The organism is Streptomyces sp. NBC_00536, assembly GCF_036346295.1.
GTDB lineage: Bacteria > Actinomycetota > Actinomycetes > Streptomycetales > Streptomycetaceae > Streptomyces.
Genome location: NZ_CP107819.1, coordinates 8,311,927 through 8,336,799 on the forward strand (window position 1 = coordinate 8,311,927; position 24,873 = coordinate 8,336,799).

Annotated in this window: 14 protein-coding genes; 4 read left to right on the forward strand and 10 right to left on the reverse strand. The window is 71.7% G+C overall.

Features of this window, described 5'->3' with window-relative positions:
• Positions 1-16 precede the first annotated feature (16 nt).
• Positions 17-5,695: a PA14 domain-containing protein gene (locus OHS33_RS35765; RefSeq protein ID WP_330334593.1), complete on the forward strand. Its 5,679-nt coding sequence runs from the start codon at positions 17-19 to the stop codon at positions 5,693-5,695.
• Positions 5,696-5,840: 145 nt separating this feature from the next.
• Entirely contained in the window at positions 5,841-6,857 is a 1,017-nt protein-coding gene (locus OHS33_RS35770) for a ricin-type beta-trefoil lectin domain protein (RefSeq protein WP_330334594.1), read from the forward strand.
• A 232-nt stretch (positions 6,858-7,089) separates the two neighbouring features.
• On the opposite strand, the gene OHS33_RS35775 is transcribed toward OHS33_RS35770, so the two are convergent.
• Positions 7,090-10,713: a CHAT domain-containing protein gene (locus OHS33_RS35775; RefSeq protein WP_330334595.1), complete on the reverse strand. Its 3,624-nt coding sequence runs from the start codon at positions 10,711-10,713 to the stop codon at positions 7,090-7,092.
• Positions 10,714-10,828: 115 nt separating this feature from the next.
• On the opposite strand from OHS33_RS35775, the gene OHS33_RS35780 reads away from it, so the two are divergent.
• The gene (locus OHS33_RS35780; protein WP_330334596.1) at positions 10,829-11,218 is read left to right on the forward strand and encodes a hypothetical protein; all 390 of its coding nucleotides are present in this window, start codon (positions 10,829-10,831) and stop codon (positions 11,216-11,218) included.
• A gap of 2 nt (positions 11,219-11,220) precedes the next feature.
• Complete coding sequence (locus OHS33_RS35785; protein WP_330334597.1) at positions 11,221-12,183, forward strand: hypothetical protein; 963 nt, start codon at positions 11,221-11,223, stop codon at positions 12,181-12,183.
• A 105-nt stretch (positions 12,184-12,288) separates the two neighbouring features.
• On the opposite strand, the gene OHS33_RS35790 is transcribed toward OHS33_RS35785, so the two are convergent.
• From OHS33_RS35790 to OHS33_RS35830, 9 genes are all read right to left on the reverse strand, one after another.
• Positions 12,289-14,580, reverse strand: a complete 2,292-nt coding sequence (locus OHS33_RS35790) for a protein kinase domain-containing protein (RefSeq protein WP_330334598.1) — start codon at positions 14,578-14,580, stop codon at positions 12,289-12,291.
• Positions 14,581-14,582: 2 nt separating this feature from the next.
• Positions 14,583-16,757: a protein kinase domain-containing protein gene (locus OHS33_RS35795; RefSeq protein ID WP_330334599.1), complete on the reverse strand. Its 2,175-nt coding sequence runs from the start codon at positions 16,755-16,757 to the stop codon at positions 14,583-14,585.
• Positions 16,758-16,977: 220 nt separating this feature from the next.
• Positions 16,978-17,520 (reverse strand): GNAT family N-acetyltransferase, encoded by a 543-nt coding sequence (locus OHS33_RS35800; protein ID WP_330334600.1) that lies wholly within the window; start codon positions 17,518-17,520, stop codon positions 16,978-16,980.
• A gap of 145 nt (positions 17,521-17,665) precedes the next feature.
• The gene (locus tag OHS33_RS35805; protein ID WP_330334601.1) at positions 17,666-19,549 is read right to left on the reverse strand and encodes an FAD/NAD(P)-binding protein; all 1,884 of its coding nucleotides are present in this window, start codon (positions 19,547-19,549) and stop codon (positions 17,666-17,668) included.
• Between the two features lie 44 nt (positions 19,550-19,593).
• Positions 19,594-21,054, reverse strand: a complete 1,461-nt coding sequence (locus OHS33_RS35810; protein ID WP_330334602.1) for an amino acid adenylation domain-containing protein — start codon at positions 21,052-21,054, stop codon at positions 19,594-19,596.
• Positions 21,054-21,293 carry an acyl carrier protein gene (locus tag OHS33_RS35815; protein ID WP_330334603.1) on the reverse strand — a complete coding sequence of 80 codons (240 nt, stop codon included), beginning with the start codon at positions 21,291-21,293 and terminating at the stop codon, positions 21,054-21,056. Before OHS33_RS35815 ends, OHS33_RS35810 begins: the two co-directional genes overlap by 1 nt.
• Positions 21,286-22,611 carry an ATP-grasp domain-containing protein gene (locus OHS33_RS35820; protein WP_330334604.1) on the reverse strand — a complete coding sequence of 442 codons (1,326 nt, stop codon included), beginning with the start codon at positions 22,609-22,611 and terminating at the stop codon, positions 21,286-21,288. The genes OHS33_RS35815 and OHS33_RS35820 overlap by 8 nt, the downstream gene beginning before the upstream one ends.
• Positions 22,608-24,014 carry a condensation domain-containing protein gene (locus OHS33_RS35825; protein ID WP_330334605.1) on the reverse strand — a complete coding sequence of 469 codons (1,407 nt, stop codon included), beginning with the start codon at positions 24,012-24,014 and terminating at the stop codon, positions 22,608-22,610. Before OHS33_RS35825 ends, OHS33_RS35820 begins: the two co-directional genes overlap by 4 nt.
• 8 nt (positions 24,015-24,022) lie before the next feature.
• On the reverse strand, positions 24,023-24,871 hold the full coding sequence (locus OHS33_RS35830) for a nucleotidyltransferase domain-containing protein (protein ID WP_330334606.1): 849 nt from the start codon (positions 24,869-24,871) through the stop codon (positions 24,023-24,025).
• Positions 24,872-24,873: the final 2 nt, after the last annotated feature.

Consider the following 24,873-nt stretch of genomic DNA (forward strand, 5'->3'; position numbering starts at 1 on the left):
GGCGGGGTCCGGGAAGGTGCCGCGGAACCTGCCGCTCCTTTCGGTCTCGTCACCCGGCGAGCAGAAACCGCAGGGGCCGGGGGCCGAGCCGAAGCAGCCGAAGGCCGACTTCGCGCCTTTGGCGACCGGCGAGCACGCCCGGTTCGACGCGCGAAGGGCGGTGCACGGCGCCGACGCCGACTCCGCACCGCAGACCCGTCCGGTCGCCCCGGTCGATGGCGCGGTGGTGGGCACCGAGACCCCGCTGTTGCAGGTGGACTCGGTCGGTGACGGTTTCCTGTACTGCTTCAAGATCTCCACCGGGTTCGACGGCCGCTCGGGCAGCGTGGTGGATTCCGGGTGCCTCGACCAGCCGCAGTGGACGGTCCCCAAGCACGTGCTGCACGACGGGGGCCGCTACACCTGGACGGTGGCCACCGCCGTGGCCGGCGCGACGACGGCGACGTCGCCGCTGTGGGTCGGGCACTTCACGGTCAACCAGCGGGTGGGCGATCCGGGACCGGCGCCGACCGACCACCTGGGGCCGGTGACGGTGAACCTGTTCAACGGCAACGCGCACGTCGAGGCCGCCGGCCCGGCGTTCCAGACCGTTGGCGGGTCGGCCGGGGTGAGCCTCGCCTACAACTCGCGGCAGGGCGCGCCGCACGGAGTGCGCGCCTCCTACTTCAACGACTCGCGGCACACCGGCACCCCGGACGCGACCCCTGTGATGGTGCGCGGCGAGTCGCAGGTCAACCTGGACTGGGGCGTCCCGTGGACCGGCAACCCGGACAACCAGCCGTGGCGGGACAATCCCATGCCGCCGGCACTGGACAAGAACTGGTTCGTCGTGCGCTGGGAGGGCCAGTTCAAGGCCGCGGTCACCGGGGACTTCCAGTTTGCGGGCGCGCACACCGACGGCGCGCGGGTCTGGGTGGGCGACAAGCTCGTCTACGACAACCCCAGCCCCGCCGATCCCGGCGACGACTTCCTGCTGCCCGGCGCGCACCAGGCCCAGGAAGTCGCCCTCAAGGCCGGTCAGTTGGTGCCGCTGCGCGTCGAGCTGTACCACCGCTCCGACCAGCGCCCCCGCATGGTGCTGTGGGCCAAGAGCAGCACCGGCCCCGATGACCAGCGCACCCACAACCTGCAACCGCGGATCGTGCCGACGGAGTGGCTCCTCTCCTCGGACTCACAGTCGCTGCCCGCGGGCTGGACTCTGTCGGCGCAGTCCAGCGGCTACAGCCACGCCGAGATGCTGGACGGATCGGTGGTGCTCACCGACTCCGCCGGCGGCAAGCACACCTGGGCCAAGGCGTCCACGGGCGGCTACACGCCGCCGGTGGGCGAGGACGGCGTGCTCGCCTTCGACAGCAAGGGCCAGATCACGGTCACCGAGGGCGAAACGGTGTCACTGTTCAGCCCCGATGGCGCGCTGGCCGCGGTGGAGTCGGTACTGGACGGGAAGAAGCCCGCCGCCCTGCAGTACGTCTACAGCGGGACACCACCGCGCCTGACCCGGATCAAGGACCCGGTCTCCGGCCGCTCCCACCAGCTGTTCTACAACACCGACGGCAGCGACAGCTGTTACGGCGGGACGTCCCGCCCGCCGGGCGCGGACCAGGCACCACTACAGATGCTGTGCCGGATCCGCTACTGGGACGGCAGCGAGACCCGCCTGTGGTACCAGATGGGCACCCTGGCCCGGATCGAGAACCCCGGCGCGTCCATGCAGGACTTCGATTACGTCGGCCGGGCCTCGGCCAAACAGCTCTACGACGAGGCCGGCGACAACGAGGAGGAGAAGCAGAAGGCCCTCGACAGCATCGGGCCGCTGGCCACCCTCCGCGGCGGCCTGGCCTACGACTGGGTGGCCCGCCAGGCCCCGTCCGAGGAGAACGGGTGCACCAACACCAGTGACACGGCGGCCGCTTGTACGGTGATCGGCTACGCCTCCGTGATCGAACAGCCTCAGGAACCGCCGGCCCTGCGCGCGGTCCAGGTGCTGGCCCCGGCCCCGGACGGCCGCTCGAGCGGGCTGCGGGCCGAGCACTTCTACCAGTACTACCTCGAACGCAAGCAGGCCACCGTGGCCCTGGCGGGGGTGTACGACTCCACCCGCTCGCGCACCGCGACGTACGACGACGCGGGCCGCACCCTGGTCACCACCGACTTCACCGGCGCGACCATTTCCGCCGAGTGGAACGCGAAGGACCAGGCCACCGCCGCGGTCGACAGCGCCGGCCGGCGCTCCACCACGGTCTACGACCACGCCGACCGCCCGGTCGACAAGTACGGCCCGGCACCGGCGACGTGCTTCACCGGCCAGACCCCGACACCCTCGTGCGCGGCGAAGATGCCGCACAGCCATACCAGTTACGACGAGGGGCTCGCGGGACTCTCGGCTGCCTTCTACGACAACCCGGAACTGTCAGGCGTACCCACCTCCTTCGCCACTGGCGTGGGTGCCAGCGACGGGGCGTTGTCCCGCTCGTGGGGGGCGAGCCCGCCGGTGGCGAACACCGGTGGCTGGTCGGGCCGGTTCACCGGCGAGGTGCAGTTCCCCACCACCGGCGAATACGGTCTCGGATTCACCGCGGTCGACGGCGTGCGCCTGTGGGTGGACGACGTACTGACCGTCGACAGCTGGAGCGACAAACCCTCCACCGCGGTCACTGGCAAGTACACCAACACCGCGGCCGGCAGCCGCCACCGCGTCCGCGTCGACTACTACAACCGCACGGGCAAGACGGGTGCCCTGGCCTTCACCTGGACCCAGCCCGGCGTCGGCGGACCGGTTCCCGTGCCAGGGGCGAACCTCGCACCCCGCTACGGCTGGGCGACCAGCTCCACCACCGACGACACCTCCGGCGGCGACAAGGAACGGGCCCCGTCCAAGCGCAGCACCAGCAGTTACTCCGACCCGGCGGCGGGCATCGATCCGGTGTACGGGCTCCAGGTGTCCAGCACGCTCGATCCCGACGGGCTGGGCCTGACCTCCCGGACCACCTATGAGCGACCGGGTGAGAACTACCTGCGCAAACTCGCCACGGCCATGTCCGCCGGCGACATCACCAACCCCGACAAGCGCAGCACGACCGTGTACTACGGCGACAGCGAGACGCGCGCCAACCCCTGTGACCCGAACGCTCCCGCCGCCAACCAGGGCGGCCTGGCGAAGACCGCCACGGCGGCGAGACCGGGCACCGGACCAGCCCTCACGGGCGAGACGGTGTACGACGAAACCGGCCGTGTGGTGGCGCAGCGCATCAACGACGAGGCGTGGTCCTGCAACAGCTACGACGTACGCGGCCGGGTGGTGAAGAAGAGCACGCCCGCGTACGGCGGCAAGGCGGCCCACACCGTCGTCATCGACTATGCCGTCGGCGGTGACCCGCTTACGTCGAAGGTGACCGACGAGAACGGATCGATCACCACCGTGATCGACCTGCTGAGCCAGGAGGTCGGCTACACCGACGCCAACGGCGTCACCTCCAGGTCCACCTATGACCAGGTCGGACGGCTGACGACGGACACCACCACGGTCAAGGGAGTGTCCAGCACGGTGACGTACACCTGGAACGACGGCAACCAGTTGACCAACGTCAAGCTGGACGGCACCACCGTCGCCACCCCCGCCTACGACGCCTCCGCCGAACTGACCGGTGTCGCCTACGGCAACGGATCCCGTCTCGCCTCGCTGACGCGTAACGACGCCGGCAAGCCGACCGCGTTGGCGTGGAAGACCTCCGCATCCACGGTGGTCGACACCGTCGCCCGTTCCCGCGACAACCGCGTCACCGACGACACGGTGACCGCGGACGGCAAACCCGTCGCGAACTACTCCTACACCTACGACGTCATCGGCCGGTTGACCGCGGCGACCGTCCCGCACCACCAGCTCGGCTACCGGTTCGACCCGGCGGACGGCTGTGGTACGGCCAAGACGGCAGGGCTGAACACCAACCGGACCTCGTCCACCGACAGCCTCGACGGCGGTCCGGCGGTCACCACCAACTACTGCTACGACGGCGCCGACCGGCTGACCTCCACCAGCGGCGGCCTCGCACTCGCAGTTGCCTACGACACGCACGGAGACACGGTCCAGCTGGGCGGCGACACCCTCGGCTACGACTCCGCCAAGCGCCACGTCCAGACCACGACCGCGTCCGGTACCTCGATCTCCTACACCAGGGACTCGGCCGACAGGCTGATCGCCCGCACGGCCGTCGGTGCCGCCGACCTGTCGAAGAACGGGACCACCCGCTACTCCTACAGCTCCAAGCACGACAACGCGGATCTCATCCTGGGCAAGGACGGCAGCCTGCTGCAGCGCATCGTGGCGCTGCCCGGCGGAGTGCTGCTGACCAAGAACTACGACCGGTCCGCCACCACCAACTGGGCCTACCCCAACATCCACGGTGACGTGCTGTTCACCGCGGACGGGTCCGCCACTCGCACCGGCGACATCCGGCTTTATGACCCGTACGGTCAGAACATCGACCCCGCTACCGGTGCGCTGGCCGACATCCCCGTCCCGGCCACCGCGGCCGGTGGGATGGACTTCGGGTGGCTGGGCCAGTACGAGCGGCCGGTGGAACACCTGGCGGGCCAGCAGGCCATCGAGATGGGCGCCCGTGTCTACCTGCCGGTGCTCGGCCGTTTCCTGCAGGTCGACCCGGTGCAGGGCGGATCGGCCAACGATTACGACTACGTCAATGCGGACCCGATCAACGGCCTGGACCTCGCGGGCACCTTCGGCTGGAAATCGGTGGTCTCCACCGCCACCAAGGCGGCGGAGGTGGTGGCCTTCGTGCCGGGGCCGATCGGTACGGTCGCCTCCGGGGTGGCCGTGGCCGGCCAGCTCGCGCAGGGCAACAAGCAGGCCGCGGCGATGGACGCGCTGGGCATGATTCCCGGCGGCAAGCTCGTCGGCACCATGGCCAAGACCGCCGGCAAGGAGGCCTCGACACTGGGGAAGGCCGCCGAGGCCTTGGAGAACGGGTGCAATTCCTTCGCCCCCGACACCCCGGTGGTGATGGCAGACGGCACCACCAAACCGATCAGTGACGTCCAAGAAGGTGACCTGGTCCAAGCCACGGACCCCGCCACCGGTCACACCGTGGATGAACCCGTCGCGGACGTCATCACCGGCCACGGCACCAAGCACCTGATCGACATCGGCGTCGAGGGGGCCCAGCCGGTGACCATCACCGCCACCGCCAACCATCCCCTCTGGACCCAGGGCCAGGGCTGGGTCGACGCCGGGGACATCAGGACCGGTGACCTGGTCCGCGGTGGGCCCGGCTCTGCAGCCGTGCGGGTCGGCTCCGTCCACGACCGCGGCGAGGTGGCTGATCAAACCGTCTTCAACCTGAGTGTCAGCCGCATCCACACCTACTACGTCGCGGCCGGGCCGAAGCAGATCCTGGTGCACAACGCTGCTGCGTGCGACAGATCATTCAAGAACTTCACGCAGGCCGGTAAGAGGGACGTCGCCGACGCCAACGCCGACAAGTACAACGGATACCACCTCTGCGAATGGTGCGGCAGGGAGGTCACCAAACCGGCGCAGTCACAGCGCGGTGTGACTCCCTCTCCCGACGAGTGGAATGTCGACCACAAGATTCCGAAGGCCCAGGGCGGGGCCGGGAGCCCCGACAACGGTCAGTTGCTCTGTCGCCCGTGCAACGGCTGGAAATCAGACGGGTATTAGGGCTTCCGCGCGCGGAACAGCCCCAACTTGATGCGGGTACCAGGAAAGGATCACGCTGGTGGTAAGAGAAGCAACGAAACGCAGACGAGCCGCATGGGCGAGGGCAACCGTCCTCGTGGCGGCGCTGTGCGCGGCCGTGGGGATCATGGCGTCCCCCGCTGTCGCGGCGCCCGAGGGCAGCGAGGCAGCAACCGCACTGATCCAGTTGACATTCACCAACGTCAGCAACGGAAAACTGCTGGACGTCCAGGACGGCAGCTACGACGACAGCGCGCCCATCTCCGTCAACCCGGCGCCGGGGTCCGCCACGACGTGGCGCATCAACACCGGCACCAGCCTCGGCTCGGGGTTCGCCATCGTCAACAACACGACCGGCAAGTGCATGGACCTGACCACCGCCCGCTACCAACTGCGGCAACAGCCCTGTGACGGGCGCGCGTCCGAGCAGTGGTACTTCCAGCCGATCGCCGGATCGGCACAGAAGGCGTTCAGGATCCGCCAGGTCGGCGACAACTCCTGCCTGACCGTCCAGATCCCTCCCAGCACTGACAACTGGGTGTACACCTACCGCTGCGACAACACGCCGTACCAGCAGTGGACGCTGCCCGCCGCGGTCTACCAGACGGCCTGGAACGCCGCCGTGGACTACGCGGCCGGCCGCTGCAACAAGGACACCGCGACCTGCGTGTGGTCCACGACCAGTCAGACACCTCCGTTCACGCTGCCGGAGACGTGCGTCTCTCCGATCTGGTTCAACGACACCTCGACCACGATTCCGTGGGAGTTCACGCTGAACACCAGCACGGGGTGGAGCAACAGCATCGGCGTCAAACTGGGGGGAAGCCTGGCCGCCGAGGGCACCATCGGTGTCGCCAAGCTCACGCTCACCGTCTCCGCCGAGGTCAGCGGCCAGACCACGGTGGACCTCAAGCAGGAAATGGGCAACAAGCTGACCGTGAGTGTGCCCCCGCGCCAGTACGGGTGGGTCACGCTGTCGGAGCTGGCCACCAAGGCCACCGGAACCTGGACGTTCGACGCACAGGGCTTCCCGTGGACCGCCGACGACACCATCACCGTGCCCCTCAAGTACGACGTCAACGGCGGCGCGAGCATCTACAGCGCCCGGACCAGGGCGACGTTCACCAACTGCGCCGGAACGTAGCAGAGGTCTTCCCGCCGGGGCGGCGGCGCCAGCGGCAGCTCGACTGCCTGCCCCGGAGCCTGGGCTCCCGGCACCCGGACACGCTCCGGGCCCGGGAGCGCCTGGCGTTCTGGCTCTGCCGGGAGCGCGTCTGTCGGCGACGCCTTGCCGGGGTGTCGAACGGCTACCTCACCGGCCCCGTCTTCGCGGGCCGGAACGCACAGCGCGTCGGCGGCGCCTGAAGGGCCGTGGCTCATGCGCCGGCGTGCAGATAGGCAGCCCAGAGTGAGGGAGTGGCCGGGTAGCGGTCGCGAAGGTTTCGCACCGTGTCGTGCAGGCTGATGGCGGCGTTGGCGGGGGTGAGTGTGCCCCGCTGGTCACCGCTCAGGCGGGTGTAGAAGGACTCGGCGACATCGATGGCGAGACTGTCGTCGATGGGCCAAAGGGTGCCGATGACATGGGGGAACCCGGCGAGCTGGAAGGCGCTGGTGAGGTGGATGGCCTCGTCCCGCAGACCCGAGCCGCCGGGGTTCGCCGTACCGCACGCGGAGAGATAGGCCAGCTGGGCGCGGTCGAGGTCGACGTGGGCGAGAGCGGAGACGGTGAGCGCTGCCGTGGCGTGATCGTGCAGGAGCAGCCTGTTGCGTGACGGGTCGACCCGGTCGCCGACTCCATGGCAGGCGAAGTGGACGGTGGCGCAGTCGGGGAGCAGTGCGAGGACGGCTTCCTTGGTCGGGGTGGCGACGCCCGCGACGGGCGGAGGGCTGTCGGGCGCGGAGTCGAAGTCGGAGTCGGGTTCGGGTTCGGTGAGTTGGACCGGGTTCTGGAGCAAGTCCCTGATGCGGCGGACTTCTTCCGGAACGTGGGGGAGCGGGGCGTATCCGGGAGTGGTCGGCATGGCGACGATCAGCGACCGGGACCCTTCGGCGGGCTGTCGCTGTCGTTGTCGCTGATCACGGCGGGCGTGGCGCAGGGCGCGGATGGTGGGGGTGTAGGAGGAGACCACCCGGTCCAAGGTGGTACGGCGGTGCGCACCCCGTTCGGGCTCTGTGTGAAATCCGGCTGCGTGCAGGGGCAGTAGTCCGAGGAGTCCACCGGGAGCCCACCACACTCGCGGTAGCGGCTGGCCGTCCTGGCTTGGCGGAACGGCCTCGCCCAGGGCCGCGAGGGCTTCGAGGACCGGCTCCACGACCGATTCCCAGAGCCATTCGAGGATCCCGGTCACGGTCCTCTGGGCCGCGATGCGACGGCCGTCGGGCGCGGTCGCCTCCGCCAAGGCCCGGTAGAAGGTGTTGATGCGGGCGGCGACGGTGTCTTCGGTGAGGCCCGGGAGCGGGCAGGAGATGACGCCGTGGCGGGTGAACAGCAGCGCGTCGCTGCGGTGGTTGCTGATGTTGTACGTGACCACGGGCCCCTCGGCCGCTTCGGCGAGGAGAGCGTCGAGAGCAGGAGGCAGACCGAAGTCGGCGAACCCCTCGCAGGTACGGATGTGCTGGGTCAGTTCCTCGAACTCCGCGGTGAGGCGGTGGCGGCCGGCAGCCCCGTCGTCGGCAGCCCCGTCGTCGGGAGCGCCGCCGGCCTCGGCCGCGGTGTCACGGTCCAGCAGGTCCCGGAGTTCGGCGAAATGCCCGGCCAGTTGCGGGTGACGGTCGTACAGGTCGGTGAGGTCGCTGCGGGTGTCCAGAGCCTGGGACAGGAGCACGGCGCGCGCGGCCTCCGCCAGCCCCAGTGCGCGGACGGCTCGTTCCCGCGCGGTGCCCTCGGGGTCCGCCAGGGCGAGGGCGGTCGCTTCGGCGGCGAGTCCGGCAGCGTGACGGCCGAGGGCGTGCTGCCGGTCACCGCGCCGCGAACGCCGCGGCGCCACCTCGGGCAGCATCTGGACCGCCCGTTCGAGGAACCGGGCAGCGCGGTGGGGATCGGAGGCCGCCGACAGCTGTCCCGCCGCTTGTGCGGCGCGGATCCTCAAGGAGGGTGGCGCCGACTTCAGGTCGACGGCACGCTCCCATACCGCGAGGGCTTCCGCTCGGTCCGCGGGACTGCCCGTACTGCGGAAGCGGGCCTCCAGGGAACCGCCCAGGTTGGACAGACACGCGACCTGGTCGGGATGGCCGTCGAGGATGGTCCGTGTCGCGGCGCGGCCCGTTTCCACGGCCTCGTCCAGGTCCCGGTGGTCCCCGGTACGTTCGTACCGCAGTCGCAGGGCGAGGCCCAGGGCGTCCAGGCGGCTCGCGTGGTCGGCATGGTCCGACGGCATGGCGCCCACCACGGTCCGGGCCACGTCCACCGTCTCGTCCGCGTCCGCCGCCTCGCCCAGACGGTTGACGCGAATCAGCAGGGCATTGCCGAGGGCGGACAGGTGACGGACGCGGTCCGGGTGGTCGTACGGGGTCACCGCCACGGCGGCGCGGCCGTGTTCCACCGCCTCGTCCAGGTCCCGGATGGCCCCGGTCCGCTCGAAACGCATCCGCAGCACGAGGGAGAGCCCGGACAGCAGGCCCGCCCGGTCGGGGTGGTCCCGCGCGATGGCGGCGATGGCGGCGCGCCCCGTCTCGACCGCCTCATCCGCGTCCGCCAGCTCACCGGTGTGCCTGAACCGAATGCGCAGTGTCGTGCTGAGCCCGGACAGGTTGTTCGCTTGCTCGGGGAAGTCGCGCGCCGTGGACCGCACCGCGGTGCGGCCCGTTTCCACCGCCTCGTCCAGATCCGCGAGATGCCCGGTGTATTCGAACCGCAGGCGCAGCGCGTTTCCGAGGCCGGCGAGACGAACCGGCCTGAGGGCGTCGTCGGCGTCCGTGGCCCGCACCGAGGCACGCGCCAGTTCCACCGCCTCCCCGAGATCGCCGCGGCTTCCGGTGCGTTCGGACCGCCGCTTCAAGGCATGGCTCAAACCGGTCAGTACGGGAGCGCTGCCGGGGGCGGCGCGGAGGGCGGCCCGGCCCAGCTCCACCGCCTCGTCGAGATCCTCCGGGCTCCCGGTGCGCTCCGCCCTCTGCTGCAGGGCGAGTCCAAGGTTCGACAACCCGGCGGCGCGCTCGGGATCGTCGTGGCGGTAGGCCCGTACGGCGGCCCGGCCGACATCGATCGCCTCCTCCATGTCCGCCGTCGGCCCACCGCGTTGGAACCTGTCCTTGAGCGCCAGGGCGAGATTGTTCAGCACACTCGCCCGTGTCGGGTCATCATCGGACAAGGACCGCAGGGCCACGCGGCCCGCGTCCACCGCCTCGTCCAGCTGGCCCGGATCCTCGGTGTGACCGGACAGCGCCAGCAACGCCTCGGCGACGGTGAGCAGGCCCATCACATGATGGGGGTGGCCGGAGGGAGCCGCCCGTACGGCGGCCCGACCGGCCTCGACCGCCCGCCGCGCGTCGGTGACCTGCCGGGTGAGCTTGAAGCGGGCGTTCAGCGCGAGGCTGAGACCGATCAGACCCATCGCGGCGTCGGGGTCCTGGTCCGGGAGACCGTCCGCGATGCGCTGCCACAACCCGACGGCGAAGGTGAGACCGGCGGCATCGGTGGCCGCTTCCGACCGGCTGGTCAGCAGGCCCAACGCCTGCGGCAGCACCCGTTGGGCCAGGACGGCGAGCAACGGCCGCGGCAGATCGCCCTCACCCATGAGGAAGCAGGGCATGAAGCACGTGATCGCCACCTCCAGCTCCCGCGCCGCCGCGGCGAGCGGGAGACCACGAGACCGGTGGTAGAACAGCCAGCCCAGGGCGCGCGTGCCGTCGAGATCGGCAGGGTCCTCGGGCCCGTACCCGGCCAGGCGCAACGCGTCCGCTCGCGCGGACTCCGTGAGCACCGCGGACGGGCTCCCCGAAATGTTCACCCGATCGACGCGGGCCCTGATGGCCGCGATGAGCTCCTCGCGTTCCCCCATGACCTGCCCCCGTCTGTCGTATCGTCAATTCTGCACGACACAAGACGAGTTGCTCGGCCAGGTCAAGAGATTCGAGCACGAAACGCCGAGGGCTCGCGGAGGAACGGGGGTACGGATGACCACTCGGCACGACGACCGGGGCATACGGGCACGCGAAGAAGTCGCACACGTATGCGCGCAGGTGGACTACATCCGGACGACCCTGGAGACGTACGGCGCCCAGGGCGCGGCCCCCCTGGAGCACCTGCTGTCGGCCCTGCGCGAAGGACAGGACCCCGCGGCCTCGCTGGACTCCCTCCACGAGGCCCTGCTCGCCCTGGGCGACGCATCGGGCATCCGCGGCCGGGACCGCGGCGTGAACCCGCGAGGGGTCGGCCCGGCCAGGGCCGCCGAGCGGGTGCTGCTCTGCCCTACGGGGCAGTGCGCGCGCCACGCATGGCCGGAAGGACCCGAAACACCGCGGTGCCGGATCAGCGGGCAGCCCCTGCGTAGTGAGCGGCTCTAGAGGTGGGCGGATTCCTCGGCGCCCTCGGGCAGAAACTCGCCGAGCGGTGGCTGACGCTGCTGGCCCTGCCGGGCGCACTCTTCCTGGCGACCGCTGCCACCGCGCGGATCCTCGGCCAGGCCCACGCCCTGGACGGGCAGCGTCTCACCGACTGGATCACGCGAGCCGCCCGGGGGCCCGCCGTGACCACGGTCGGTGGCCAGGTCGTCCTGCTCGGCGCGGTCCTCGCCGCCTCGGCCGTCGCCGGCCTCGCGGCCCAGGGCCTCGGAGCGCTCGTCCAGCGCATCGTGTTCGCCGCCGACCGGCACACCTGGCCCGGCCCGTTGCGCCAGTACGCCAACCGCCGTGCCGAGCACCGCCGCGCTCGCTGGACCCGCGCGGCACACACCTACCGCGAGCAACTGGACGCCGACGCCCGCTCCCTGGCCCGCGACGGACAGCGGGCCGACCCCGCCGCACGCCGGATCGCACACGACGCGATGCGGCGGATCGCCGCCGAAGAACCGGACCGGCCCACCTGGAGCGGCGACCGCGTCCACGCCGTCGCCATCCGCCTCGAACGCGACCACCACCTCGACCTGCCCGTCCTGTGGCCGCACCTCTGGCTCATCCTGCCCAAGAGCGTCCGGTCAGAGATCACGGCAGCCGAGCAGGCACTCACCCGCGCCGCCACCCTGGGCGGATGGGCCCTCCTGTACACCCCGCTCACGGCTTGGTGGTGGCCCGCCGCCCCGCTCGCCGCCACTCTCGGCACGATCGCCGGATACCGCATCCGCGGTGCCACCGAGACCTACGCCCAACTCCTGGAGGCCGCCCCTCGCCTTCACACCCGCGACCTGGCCACCCAACTGGGCATCGACCACACCACTCTCACTGACACCGCCCTCGGAGACACCCTCTCCGACCGCCTCCGAGCCCGCTCCCCGGTCCCGCCCGCCGCCCCGGGCGGATGTCCGACCTCCTGAGCGGCGGACAGCACGCACGCGCCGACGGTTCGTGTGATGTCACCGGACCCGGCTCACGGGCCCCCGCCACTGAGCCGCCCGGGCAGGCCCTTCCCTCACCACGCGCTACTTGCCGCTGGCGCTCAGGGCCACGAGCCCCTTGGGCCCCGCGCCGTAGACCTGGCCGCCACCGGCCCAGAACGCGACCGGCCGGGACACGTCCGTCGGGCTCCCCACGGCGAACTCGAAGGACCACCGGCCCGCCCCGGTGGCCGCGTCAAGTGCCCACACCTTCCCGTTGATCCATACGTACACCTGGCCGTCCGCGCATTGGATCGCGACGGTTCCGGGCGACGCCACCGGCACCTGGCCCGCCCAGCGCACCGTGCCGGACTTGGCGTCGAAGGCGTACACGAGGCCATGGCCCGGGTAATCGAGGGCGGCCCCGTACACCAGCGAGCCGTCCGGCGCCGCCGCGAAGGCGCGGAGCGGCAGCTGGACGGCCGCTTGCCACGCCACCTGCCCGTTCGCAGGGTCCACGGCGTAGAGGGGACCGGACAGGATGAGGAAGTTCCCGCCCGCCGAACAGTGCGGCCCGTCGTGCCAGTTGACGTCCAGGGCCTCCAGCGAGCTGAGCGCGGTCTGGGGCCCCGGCGAGGGCTGCTCCCACGCGGGCTTTCCCCCGGCGGTGATGTCGAGGCCGGTCAGGGTGGCCGAGCTGCGGTCGGGCGCCGAGTCCATGTACAGCAGACGAGAACCCGACGACGGCACCTTCAGCATGGTCTGGGACATGCCGGGGTTGGCGAAATCCTGTTGCCAGCGGATCTGCCGGGTCTTGGGATCCACCGCCCAGACGAAGGCGGACTGGCCGCCGATGCCGCCGCCGCCCATCGTCATCCCGGCGACGTAGACGACGCCGTCGAGCATGCCGGGCACCCACGCCGTCATCACCGAGGCGCCGGTCCTGCCGACGGTCCAGGCGACCGTGCCGGTGGCCAGGTCGACGGCCCTCAGGACGCGGGTCGGCAGGGGCTCCTTCGCGTAGGACACGGCGTACGCCATGGAGCCGTCGACGGCGAGCGAGTCGCCCCCCATGCCACCCACGCGGTATCCGTTGTTGTCGGACTGGTTCGCCAGCGGTTCCCACAGGGCTCGCCCCGACCGGTCGTAGGCCCGGATGTACGTGCCGGTGACGGCGACGACGGTGTGGCCCGCCCCCGCGAGCTGGACCAGTCGATCGCCGATCTCCGCGGTCCACAGCGGGCGTGCGACGACGCCGTTCGCGAGGGAGCGCGCCGGGTCGGTGAGGGAGGCGGACGGTGAGGGCTTCCCGCCGCCCTTGCCGTCCCCCTTGCCCGACGAGCCGCCCCACAGGGCCAGCGCGAGGCCCGTGCCGCCGCCCGCCACGGCCAGCGTCCCGCCGGCCAGGCCGAGCAGCAGCTTGCGACGGGAGGGCCGGGGGAGCGGGGCCGGCGGGGCGAACGGCGGGGGCGGCGGAGGCGTCGGCGCGACCGCCGGGGCGGCTCCCGGCCCGAATGACTGTGAGGGCGCCATCACCGCGGCGGCCTGCTCGATCGCGGCGATCAGCACCGGCGGCAGCCAGGCACCGGCCATCGGCCGCGCGTCCTGTTCGACGAAGGCCACCACGTCGCGCGGGGACGGCCGGTCGGCCGGGTTTTTGGAGAGGCAGGCCGCGACCATCAGCCGCAGCCGGTCCGACAGGGCCGACAGGTCCGGTTCGTCGTGCACCACGCGCCGCAGGACCGCCGTCACTTCGCCCGTCCCGAAGAGATCTGAGCCCCGTGCGGCGAACGCCAGGGTCGACCCGAGCGAGAACACATCGCTCGCCGGGGTGACCTCGTGCCCCATCGCCTGCTCCGGCGACATGTACGGCGGCGTGCCGGGCACCAGGCGCGCGGCCGTCAGCGCGGTGGCATCGGCCGCGCGGGCGATGCCGAAGTCGATGACGTGCGGCCCGTCCAGGGCGAGCAGGACGTTGCCGGGCTTGAGGTCGCGGTGGGTGAGGCCGGCCGCGTGTACGTCCACGAGCGCCCCGGCGATCCCGGCCGCCAGGGCCCGTACCGCGGGTTCCGGGAGTGGTCCGGCGAGCATCACCGCCTGATGCAGCGAGATGCCGGGCACGAACGCCGTTGCCATCCACGGCACTTCGGCGTCCGGGTCCGCGTCGACCACGGGCGCGGTGAAGGCTCCGGGCACCGCCCGCGCCGCCGCCACCTCCGCGCGGAACCGGGCGCGGAACCCGTCGTCGTGGGCCAGCCCGGGACTGATCAGCTTCACCGCGACCGTGCGCCCGGCCGAACGTCCGAGGAAGACCGCCCCCATGGCGCCCTCTCCGAGCCGTCCCAACAGTGTGTACGGCCCTATGTGCTGGGGGTCCGAGGGGTTCAACATCTCCATGTTCAGGCTCCGTTCGCGTGCAGAGTGGCGACCGTCGCGACGGAGGTGTCGTAGACACAGATCCTTCCGTCACCCGCCGCCCAGGCCAGCTTCATGGCGTCGGTGCCCTTCATGCCCGTGTACTTCCAGCGGGGCTTGCCGCTCGCGGCGTCGTAGGCCCACAGGATGGAGTCCCCGCTCAACCGGTACACGTTCCCGTCGGCGCACAGGAGCCGGGCACCGGAGGGCTTGGTGTCGGCGGGAACCGGAGCCTTCCACCGCGTCCGGCCGGTCGTGGTGTCCAGGGCGCCCAGGGAATACCCGCCGTCCTTGTCCTGCCACAGGGCATAGAGGACGCTGCCGTCCTGGCTGACCGCGACACCGTCGCCCCGGGCGGCCGGCCCGGCGACACCCGCCGCCGTCCACGCCGTGCGGCCCGTCGCGGGGTCGAGGGCGGACAGGGTGGCCGCGGCGTCGATGACGACGAAGTACTTGCCCGCGGTGGCGACCGCGAGCGACTGCACGTCCTGCGACCAGCTGACGACGCCTTGGCCGTCGAGTGCCTGCCGGCGGTTCAGGTCCCCGATCAGCACGCGGTCGCCGCTCTGCGTAGGACTGCCGAAGAGGAACATCGCACTCTCGGGATGCGCCCAGGCCGTTTTGCGCGAGGCGAGGTCGACCGCCCAGGTGGTGAACCCCGTGGCAACCGGGTCAGTGCTCTTTCCGTCGCCCGTGGCCAGCAGGTACGCCTTGCCTCCCGCGGCGCCGTAACAGCGCAGTACACCGGAGGAGTTCTGGTCCAGGGTGGTGGTCCACGCGTCCCCGCCGGTCGCCATGTCCACCGAGAGCAAGGCGGAGTTCGGATACTTCGTCCCGCCCACCACCAGCCGCCCGCCCTCCATCGCCGCGATGGTGTTCGGGCCTGCGGGGATCGCCATGGTGATCCCGTGGTCCTTGCCCTCGACGGTCCACTTGGTCTTGCCCTGGTCGTCGATTCCCCAGATCCGCTCGAGCGAGACGCACGCCACCACACCATGCCCGGACAGCACCTGCGGGCAGGTCGCGTCCGTTTTCACCTTCCAGGCGAGCCGCCCTTCGGGTACGTCGTCACCCGAAGGGCGGGGCGATCCGCTGGACTTGGGGGCCGCACCGCCGGAGGACCCGGACGGATCCGACGTGTCTCTGCGGAGCGCGATCATGGTGCCGGTCCCGGCCACCGCGAGCAGCCCGCCGGTCACGCCGAGAATCAGTCTGCGGCGGCTGGGCCCCGGCCCTTCGGGTAGGGCCTCCGCCAGCTTGGTCGGGGCTACCTGGGGCAGCGCGGTCAGGACGGCCCGTACCGCGATGACGTCGGCCGCGACCGGGTCGGGCAGCCAGCCGCCGGACGGCACGGGGCGGCCCTCCCGCTCGATTGCCTCCAGGATCTGGCGCGGAGTCGGCCGTGCGCCGGGGTCCTTGGCCAGACACGCAGCGACCAGCGGGCGAAGGCCCGGAGGCACCGCGTCCAGGCTCGGCTCGGTGTGGACGACGCGGAACATCACCGCCGCCCCCGCGCCCTCGCCGAACAGGTCGGAACCGGTCGCGGCGTACGCGAGTGTCGAGCCGAGCGAGAACACGTCACCGGCCGCGGTGACCGGCTGCCCGAGCGCCTGTTCCGGCGACATGTAGGGCGCCGAGCCGATGACCGCCCCGGTGTGCGTCAAGGCCGTCCCCTCGATCGCGCGCGAGATGCCGAAGTCGATGAGGTGCGGCCCGTCCAGCGCGAGCAGCACGTTGCCCGGCTTCATGTCACGGTGGACGACGCCCGCGGCGTGCACCCCGGCCAGCGCCTCGGCGAGACCGGCCGTCAAGGTCCGCAGCGCGCCCTCGGGCAGTGGCCCCCGGGTGCTGACCGCCTGATGCAGTGAGATGCCCGGGACGAACGCCGTTGCCATCCAGGGGAGTTCACCGTCCGGGTCGGCATCCACGACGGGCGCGGTGAAGGCCCCGGACACCAGGCGGGCCGCCGCCACCTCGCGCCGGAACCGGTCCCGGAACGCGGAGTCCTCCGCCAGGTCCGGGCGCACCACCTTCACCGCGACGGTACGGCCCCCGGCCGACCGCCCCAGGTACACCGCCCCCATCCCGCCGGCGCCAAGCCGGCCGAAGAGCGTGTACGGCCCGACCTGCCGTGGATCGGCAGCGCCGAGTGCCTTCATCGTGGTCCCCCCTGCTTCGGCAAACCCTCGCAGGTTACTCAACATCAGCCGCCCGGACAGCAGAAGGACCTTTAATCCAGGGCGAGTTGGGCGGACCTTGCCAGCGTGCGCCGTGCGCGGGTCACGCCCTCACCCCGCGCCGCGGCCGCCTCCGGCACCATGTCCAGCCGAGGACCGCCGCTGAAACGACAGCGTCCCGGTCAGTGCGGGGAGTCCGGAGTCAGGGGCGGTCGAAGCCCCAGGTCTGGAGCACGTAGGGCCTGCCCTTTTCCTCGCCTTTGATCAACGGCACGTCGAGGAGGCGGAATCCGGTGCCGGTGGCCACGGCGACGCTGGAGGCGTTCTCCGCCTCCAGTTCCAGGATCACCTGGTCCACGCCCAGTTGATCGAATGCGTACGCCGCCATCACCCGGACCGCGCGGGCGGCCAGCCCCTGGCCCCGGTGGGCGGGGCCGACCGCGTAGCCGAGTTCCGTACCCTCCGGAGCGCGCTTCAGCATCACCTCACCGAGCGGCGCGCCGCCGTCGACCGTGATGGCGAGCAGGAGGGCAGTACCCTCCGCGTGAAGCTGCCGGGACCGCTCCAGCCGGGTGCGGGCGGCCTCGTCGTCGAACGGCGAGACGATCGGCGTCCAATACGCGATGTCAGGGTGGTCGAACAGCGCGGGCATCGCGCCCAGGTCCGACTCCGCCCACGCGCGCAGAACCAGACCCTCCCCGGTCAGCTCGATCTGGGCGGGGAAGGACGGTGTGCTGCTGCTCATGCTGAAGGACCTCCGCGGCCGGTACGGGACGAGGCAGGATATAGGCCAGCCGGGGTCGGTTCACCAGATTATCCGGCAGGTGGGGTCCGGGTGACCGGCAGCGTAATGGCGCGGCCCGCCGCCGGACCGGATCCGAAGAGGCACCTCACCGCGCGCGGCGCGTCAGGGCGTGTTCCGCGATGGCGTCGGCGTGCCGGATGAACTTGTTCCACGGACCGGGCGTGCCGTTTCCGACCTGAGTGCCCCACCGGGTGTGCTCCGTGGGAATACCGATGACGTAGAGACCGGTGTCAGGGACTCCGTCCAGGTTGATCGGGTGGAACGGCACCTCCGTGATCGCGACGCCTCCGGAGTGGAAGGGTTCGGGGCCGCGTCGGTTGACGAACTCCGTCCAGATGCCCCGCGCGAGCAGCCGTCGGGTGAGGGGTGAGGTGTCGGTGGCGACGTCCGGGATCGGGACGCGGCCGTCGATCAGTACGTCGACCTCGGTACGTGAGTTCCCGACCTGCGGGGATTCCATGACGAACCGGTCGCAGGCCGGGTCCGCGGCGAAGCCAGCCCCGGGGCCGACCACCCGCAGCACGCCGCTTTCGATGAGCGCCAGGATGCACCGTGCCCGGTGCAGTGGCGGGCCGGCCGCCAGGAAGACGCTGGCCGGAGAGAACCAGCGGATCAGGTCGTGCTCGTGGGAGCGGGCCTGCAGCCCGCCGTAGTCCACCAGCGAGCGGATCACGGAGCGCGTGTCGCGGATGACCTGGACCGCGGCCTTGAACGGGTCTTCATGGTTCCCCCGCTCGGTACGCGAGATGTCCGTCCGCAGCTGCTGCGTCAACTCCTTCTGGAAAGCCTCCTGATCGGGGAAGTCCTGGCCCGCGAAGGGGCGCAGCGACGCCCGGAAGTCGAAGTGCTCGTGTTCACCGATCCCGTGCCGCGCCGCCAGCCCGCAGACGTCCGGGTCGCCGTGCTCGGCGACGGCGGTCAGCTCGCGCAGGAACCCGGCCTCCGCCGCGGGGCCGCGACGCAGGCGGAGCGAGGTGGCGTGGTGGGCCAGGTCCATCTCCGCGGCCAGCAGGGGGAAGACGTCACGGCGGAAGTCGAGGGATTCCCGGTCCGCCCCCGACAGCACCCTCGCCTCGGTGAACAGCACCGGCTTGCGGACCGCGCCCGCCGGCCGTTGGTCGAAGCCGCGTGAGAGCACCGGCATCCCACTGCGGGAACCGGCCACCAGCACCGGTTCCCGTCCGCCGGGCCGATACACCACCCTCCCGTCACCCGCACCCGTTTCGGCGAACTCCCCGCCCCGGCCGACCGTCAGCGCGAACACGACGTCGATGAAGGACAGACCGAGCCCGATGATCCCCACCACCGCGGTGGCCGGGACGGAGTCCAGCGGCATGTCGGCAGCCGAATCACCGCGGATGTACCGGAGGTGCGGTCTCTCCCGGGCGAAGTCGGAGAGTCGCTGTTCGGCTTCTCCCAGCGCGGGCAGCGTGTGGCCGGTGGCCAGCACGACCTTGTCGACGGTCAGGGTGCCGCCGCGCGCCAGCGAGAGCGCGTACCCCGCCGCGGTCCGCTCCATGTCATCGACGGAGTCGAGGACGCGGTGGAGGCGGGCGCCCGAGGGGAGCGACCGCTCCACCGAGTGCAGTACGTGCTCCAGGTAGCGGCCGTACAGCGCCCGCGGCGCATAGCCCTCGGGCGACGCGGACGAGGGGTCCGCGCCGGTCCACCACTGGGCGAACGACGGGCCGGCGCCGGGCCTGGTGGGACCCCCGTCCGGTGGACCGGAGAACATGGTGATCTCGCCCGCCGCGGTGTTCATCAGGAACCAGTCCGGCTGGTCGGCGCGCCAGACGCGGCCACCCGCGAGCGTGCGGGCGTCGATCAGATGGATCTCCACCGGGCCTTCGGGGGACGGGCCGTCGGCCAGTCGAGCAGCAAGACGCTCCAGTACCGCCATCCCGCGAGGCCCGCCCCCCACCACGGCGATGCGGTGCGCCCGGCCTTCGCGGTCTGCCGCCTCGTACATCTGATCTCGCTCCCCAAGGATGCCGTCAGGTCGGCGCATGAGCGTCACCGTGCCCCGTCGAGGACATGTCTGCAGGCCGTGCGGTCGAGCTTGCCGTTCTCGCTGATCGGCAGCGCGTCGACGAAGACGAAGATGCCCGGGATCATGTAGGTGGGCACGCGGTCGAGCAGATGGGTGCGCAGCTCGGCCGGAGTCACGGCGCGCCCGTCGGCGACGACGAGCGCGGCCAGCTGCGGGACGCCGTTCGGGCCGACGGTGTCCAGTGCCGCACAGGCGCGCACCCCGGGGTGTTCGCGCAGCGCGGTCTCGATCTCTCCCGATTCGATGCGGTGCCCGTTCACCTTCAGCTGGGCGTCCGCGCGACCGGCGTAGAACAGCTCCGGCCCCTCCGCGCGGGCCAGATCGCCGGTGCGGAAGAAGCGGGCGCGACTCCCGTCGACGTCCAGCTCGACGAACCGGCGCCGGTTCTCCTCGGGGTTGGCCACGTACCCCAGCGCCACCCCGGCCCCCGAGATCGCGATCTCCCCGACCGCGCCGGGAGCGACGGCGGCTCCCGCCCCGTCGACGAGACGGACGGCCCACGTGTCGAGGGGGCGGCCGATGGGGGTGCCCGGGCCGTGACCGGTCAGGTCGCCCTCGGTCAGCCGCTTGTACGTCGTGTGCACGGTCGCCTCGGTGATGCCGTACATGTTGACCAGCGGCACCTGCGGCTGGTGCCGGATCCACCGCAGGCACTGCTGCCGGTCGATCGCCTCGCCGCCCAGCACGACCTGGCGCAACGGCAGTCGGGGCCACTGCCGGGCGGCGCAGGCATCCATGAAACGGTGGAAGACCGAGGGCACCAGATTCAGCACGCTCACCCGTTCGCGCAGGACGAGGTCGCGGAGTCCGGCCGGGCTGCGGGTGTCCCGGCGGTCCACCAGGACGGCGCAGGCCCCGGTGTACAGCGGCGCCCAGAGCTCCCAGACCGAGAAGTCGAAGCACAGGGAGTGGAAGACGGTCCACACGTCCGAGGCCTCGAACCGGAACGGCGCGGTCGCGGCCCGCAGCAGGGAGAGCACGTTGTCGTGGCTGACCGCGACGCCCTTCGGCCGGCCGGTGGATCCGGAGGTGTACAGGACGTAGGCGGTCGACGGGGACAGACCGGGCCCGCGGGTGCCGGGCAGCTCGGTCACCCGCCCGGTCCCCGGGTCGACGACCGCCGCCGCCCCCACATCGGCGAGTACGAACTCCCGCCGTGCCGCCGGCCAGCCGGCGTCGACCGGTACATAGACGTAGCCCGCCTCCAGCAGCGCCATGACCGTCAGTACGGAGTCGATGTCACGGCCGACGCCCACCGCGACGGGTGTGGCCGGAGGGTACCCGAGACGGGACAGCCCGGCGGCCCGGTCCACGACCTCGGCGAGGAGTTCACGGCTGGTCAGAGACCGTCCGCCCTGGCGGAGCGCGGCGCTGTCCGGGTGAGCGGCGGCCCGCGCGTGCAGCAGCTCGGGAAGCCGGTCCATCAGGGCTGCCCCGGTCCGGCCCCGGCCCCGCTCCCGTCCGTGGAGCGGGCCCGGGCCGCCCGTAGGAGCTCACGCGGGGTGGGCGCGTTGAAGAAGTCGCGGAAGTCGATTTCGAGCCCCAGCCGCTGCTCGACCTGCTCCTCGATCTCCACGGCCAGAAGGGAGTCGCCCCCGAGGGTGAAGAAGTCGTCGTCGGGACCGACGGGGGTGTCGAGCGCGTCCCCCCAGATCTCACACATCGCCGAAACGTACCGGTCCGGCCCGCCGCTCATCTCCTGGTCCCTTCACTGGTACTGCTCGTCCACTGCTCGTCGGTGTCGCTTGCTCGTCGGTGTCGTTCACGTACGCGTAGCGGAGGTTCCGGTCGAGGAAGTCCGTCACCCGCAGGTAGTCACGGCGCAGCCCGGCCCAGTCGGTTCCGTGCATCCACACCTGGAGCACCATCCCCGCGGTGCCGACGCGCCAGTCCAGCGGGGCACCGGCCCGCGCCCACTGCTTCGCGCGGACCACTCCGGGCAAGGACACGAGATCACGGGACGTGGGCACCCGGAGCACGGTGCGCGCTTCCATGGGCGGCTGCCGGAGCACGACCAGGGCGGCGCCCCGGGCGCTCCGTGGTTGCGGCAGCGGGCCCCCGGCGGCGAGTTGCGCGGCCAGGCCGACCGGGTCGGCATGCCCGACCAGCTTCATCAGCTCGCTGAGGTAGCCGCCGAGCCGACCGTTGACCTCGATGATCTGCGGCCCCCGCGGCGCCAGCTTGATCTCGGTGTGGACGACTCCGCAGGTGATGCCGAGGGCCCGGATCGCGCGGTCGGCCAGCGCCGTGACCCGTCCGGCCGTTTCCGGGGAGAGCGGGGCCGGGAAGACCGTGCCGCTCTCGCGGACCGGTGGCGCCAGCGGCAGCCGGCCGCTGATCCCGAGGTGGACGACGTCCCCGCCGCGCACGGCGCTCTCGACGGAGAGGAAGTTCGCCAGGTGCTCGTCAGGGGGCGCACCGTCGGGGATGTAGCCCTCGGCGAGGTACTCCCGCGCCGGGTCGAGCAGGGCGGCCGTGGCGCGGTGGTCCTCCGGGCCTTCGATGATCACGCACTCTTCGCTGCCCGCACCACGGCGCGGCTTCACCACCACGGGATACGCGCCGCGGTCGAAGGGCGTCAGCCCGGCACCGGTGCCGGACCAGACGACCGGCACGAAGCCGACGCCCGCCTCGTTCAGCCGCCGCCGCTGGGCGAGCTTGTCCCGCAGGCGGGCCGCCGTACGCGGGCTGTGGTACGGCAGGCCGAGGGCCTCGGCGAGCCCGGCGGCGACCTCGACGGTCGCGTCCGCGAAGGCCACCACGCCGTCGATCGCGGTCGCGGTCCCGGCGAGTGACCGGACCACGTCGGCCGGGTCATCGGCCACGACGACCCGGCCCACGGATTCCAGTACGGTACGGGTCCGCTCGTCGAGCGGACCCGATGGCCCGAGGACGAACACCGCACCGCCGAACGGGGCACAGGCCCGTGCCGCCTCGGTCGGCGAGGCGGAGCCGCCGGCGGCGTACGTGACGACGATCATCGGTCCGACGGCGACGACGCAGTTGACGGCGGCGGCGATGACGGCGGTGCTGGCGGGACCGCCAGCTCTGCCGCCGCGCGCGCGGCCGCCGCCAGCACGGCGTCCAGCGCCGAAGGGTCGTACCCGCCCTCCGCGAAGTCGAACGACAGCCTCGTCGAGTCGGCTTCGGCCACCGCCGTCGCCATCAGCAGGGGGGTCCTCATGTACGGGATCTCGACCCGCGCCGGATACGGCTGGACCTGCGCGCCGGGCAGCCTGAGCGGGTTCGCGCGGGGATCGGAGACGGAAAAGTACATCCACGGCGTGGCGAACCGCTCGTCCAGCCGCGACGGGTCGAAGGTCTCACGGGCCCCCTCCCGCGATGAGTAGCGGCGGGTCGCCCACCACAGCGGCATGGCATGGGCGACCGATGTGGCCACCGAGTCGCGCACCCGGGCCAGCACGTCACGGATCCCGTCCTCGGGGTCGAGCGGGGTCCAGGCGCACAGCTCGAACGCCAGGTTGCCGATCAGCCGCCGGGCATCGCGGCCGCGCCGGCCGGACTCCATGAAGACGACGCCGAGCCGGTCGTCCAGCAGGCCGTCGCGGAGCCCGAAGGCGAGGAGCGACAGATAGACCATGAAGGGGGTGGTCCGGGTGGCCGCGGTGATCTCCTTGAGGCGGGCGGTGAACTCGCCGGGCAGCTCGACCTCGACATGGGCGGAGGGCCCCGTCGCCAACGGTGCGGGGGCGAGCCGCCCGCTCGGGCGCAGCGTGGGCGGATAGACGCCGTTGCGGTGGAACTGCTCGTCCCAGAACCGTACGGATTGCGAGTCCGGGCCCAGTGCCTGCCGCTGCCTCTCGCCGTACTCCGCGTAACTCGCCGCGGAGCTGCCCCGTTCGGCCGGGACGAGCGGGCCTTCTTCGGCCATCAGCCCGCTCAGCTCCTCGAACAGCAGGGACTGGCTGATGCCGTCGCAGACGAGGTGTTCGAGGGTCAGGGCCAGGATGTGCCGCCGAGCCGAGACCTGGACCAGGAGCGCGGCCACGAGCGGCCCCGACGCGAGGTCGAACGGCCGGTCGCAGTGGGCCTCCAGGAGGGCCTGGGCGCGGCTGTCCCGCTCCTTCTCGTCCGCCACGTCGAGCAGTGAGACCTCCTCGACCGGCCAGGACGCCTCTCCCTCGGGGCGCACCGCCATGGCCACCGGGTCGTCACAGACCGGGAAGTACATCCGCAGGGCGTCGTGCCGGCGGGCGAGCGTCTCCAGGGCCGCCCGCAGCCTCGCGACCTCGACGCCACCCTCGATGACGTAGGCCGCGCACACCGGTTGGGTGCGGCCGTCGTTCATCCGGCGGTTGAACAGCAGGCGGTGCTCCTGGGTGACCGAACAGCGGCCGGGACGGGCGGCCGATTCCTCTGCCATGGCTGACCTCACCGGTCCCTTTCGCGGTGTGAAACGGTGGCCGCCCGGCTGTCGGCGCCGCAGCCGGTGCCGTGGTGGCGCTCGTGCTCGGTGCTCAGCCAGGCGTCGACTTCTTTGAGGACGGGAGCGACCTCGTCCAGGGCGGTGGATATCCATGCGGTCGGCCGCGCGGGGTCGAAGCCCTGCATCGTCTGCAGCCGCCAGTACGCGTCGAAGGTGAGCGCGGTGGGGGAGGCCTCCTTGAACCGGCGGGCGCGCCACTTCCCGTTCGGGCTCAGCTGGCCGTGCCGGGCCAGCAGCGCGTCGACGGCGCACTCGACGGCGAGCCTGGCGGACAGGGCGGCGCTGTGGACGTCGCCGGACCCGAGCTGTCCCTCGCTGTCGGCGTGGTAGTTGCGGGCGTCGTGCAGCCAGAAGGCGGCGCGCATGGCCCGGAAGGCGGAGGACCGCACGGTCTCCTGCCACTCGCGCACCGTCGGCCCGCCGTCCAGGGCCAGGGCGTGGCCGAGCCGGTCGAGGAAGTTGATCTCATAGAGCATGAACTGCCGTTCCTGGCCCTGCCCCGGTTCGTAGACCTGCCAGGAAGCCTTCCGCAGCAGCTCGCGGACCTGGTCCACGGTCCAGTACTCGATGTCGTGGGCCCGGCCCTCGACCGACACCTTGGCATGGCTGATCCGCAGGCTGCCCTGTCCCACCGCCTCGGCGGCACCCGCGGGCGGGGCGAACGGCTCGGGCGAGACGACGACGACATCGACGTCGCTGGACTCGTTGTCCCAGCCGCGCGCCCGGGAGCCGGTCAGATAGAGCGCGCGGTAGTGCGCGGGCAGCAGGTTCCGACGGGACAGGTACCCCGCCATAG

Excerpts from the sequence above, each read along its gene's own strand:
- OHS33_RS35770 (WP_330334594.1), top strand. The coding sequence starts at position 5,841 with ATGGCGTCCCCCGCTGTCGCGGCGCCCGAGGGCAGCGAGGCAGCAACC.
- OHS33_RS35775 (WP_330334595.1), bottom strand. The coding sequence starts at position 10,713 with ATGGGGGAACGCGAGGAGCTCATCGCGGCCATCAGGGCCCGCGTCGAT.
- OHS33_RS35780 (WP_330334596.1), top strand. The coding sequence starts at position 10,829 with ATGACCACTCGGCACGACGACCGGGGCATACGGGCACGCGAAGAAGTC.
- OHS33_RS35790 (WP_330334598.1), bottom strand. The coding sequence starts at position 14,580 with ATGGAGATGTTGAACCCCTCGGACCCCCAGCACATAGGGCCGTACACA.
- OHS33_RS35795 (WP_330334599.1), bottom strand. The coding sequence starts at position 16,757 with ATGAAGGCACTCGGCGCTGCCGATCCACGGCAGGTCGGGCCGTACACG.
- OHS33_RS35800 (WP_330334600.1), bottom strand. The coding sequence starts at position 17,520 with ATGAGCAGCAGCACACCGTCCTTCCCCGCCCAGATCGAGCTGACCGGG.
- OHS33_RS35805 (WP_330334601.1), bottom strand. The coding sequence starts at position 19,549 with ATGTACGAGGCGGCAGACCGCGAAGGCCGGGCGCACCGCATCGCCGTG.
- OHS33_RS35810 (WP_330334602.1), bottom strand. The coding sequence starts at position 21,054 with ATGGACCGGCTTCCCGAGCTGCTGCACGCGCGGGCCGCCGCTCACCCG.
- OHS33_RS35815 (WP_330334603.1), bottom strand. The coding sequence starts at position 21,293 with ATGTGTGAGATCTGGGGGGACGCGCTCGACACCCCCGTCGGTCCCGAC.
- OHS33_RS35820 (WP_330334604.1), bottom strand. The coding sequence starts at position 22,611 with ATGATCGTCGTCACGTACGCCGCCGGCGGCTCCGCCTCGCCGACCGAG.
- OHS33_RS35825 (WP_330334605.1), bottom strand. The coding sequence starts at position 24,014 with ATGGCAGAGGAATCGGCCGCCCGTCCCGGCCGCTGTTCGGTCACCCAG.
- OHS33_RS35830 (WP_330334606.1), bottom strand. The coding sequence starts at position 24,871 with ATGGCGGGGTACCTGTCCCGTCGGAACCTGCTGCCCGCGCACTACCGC.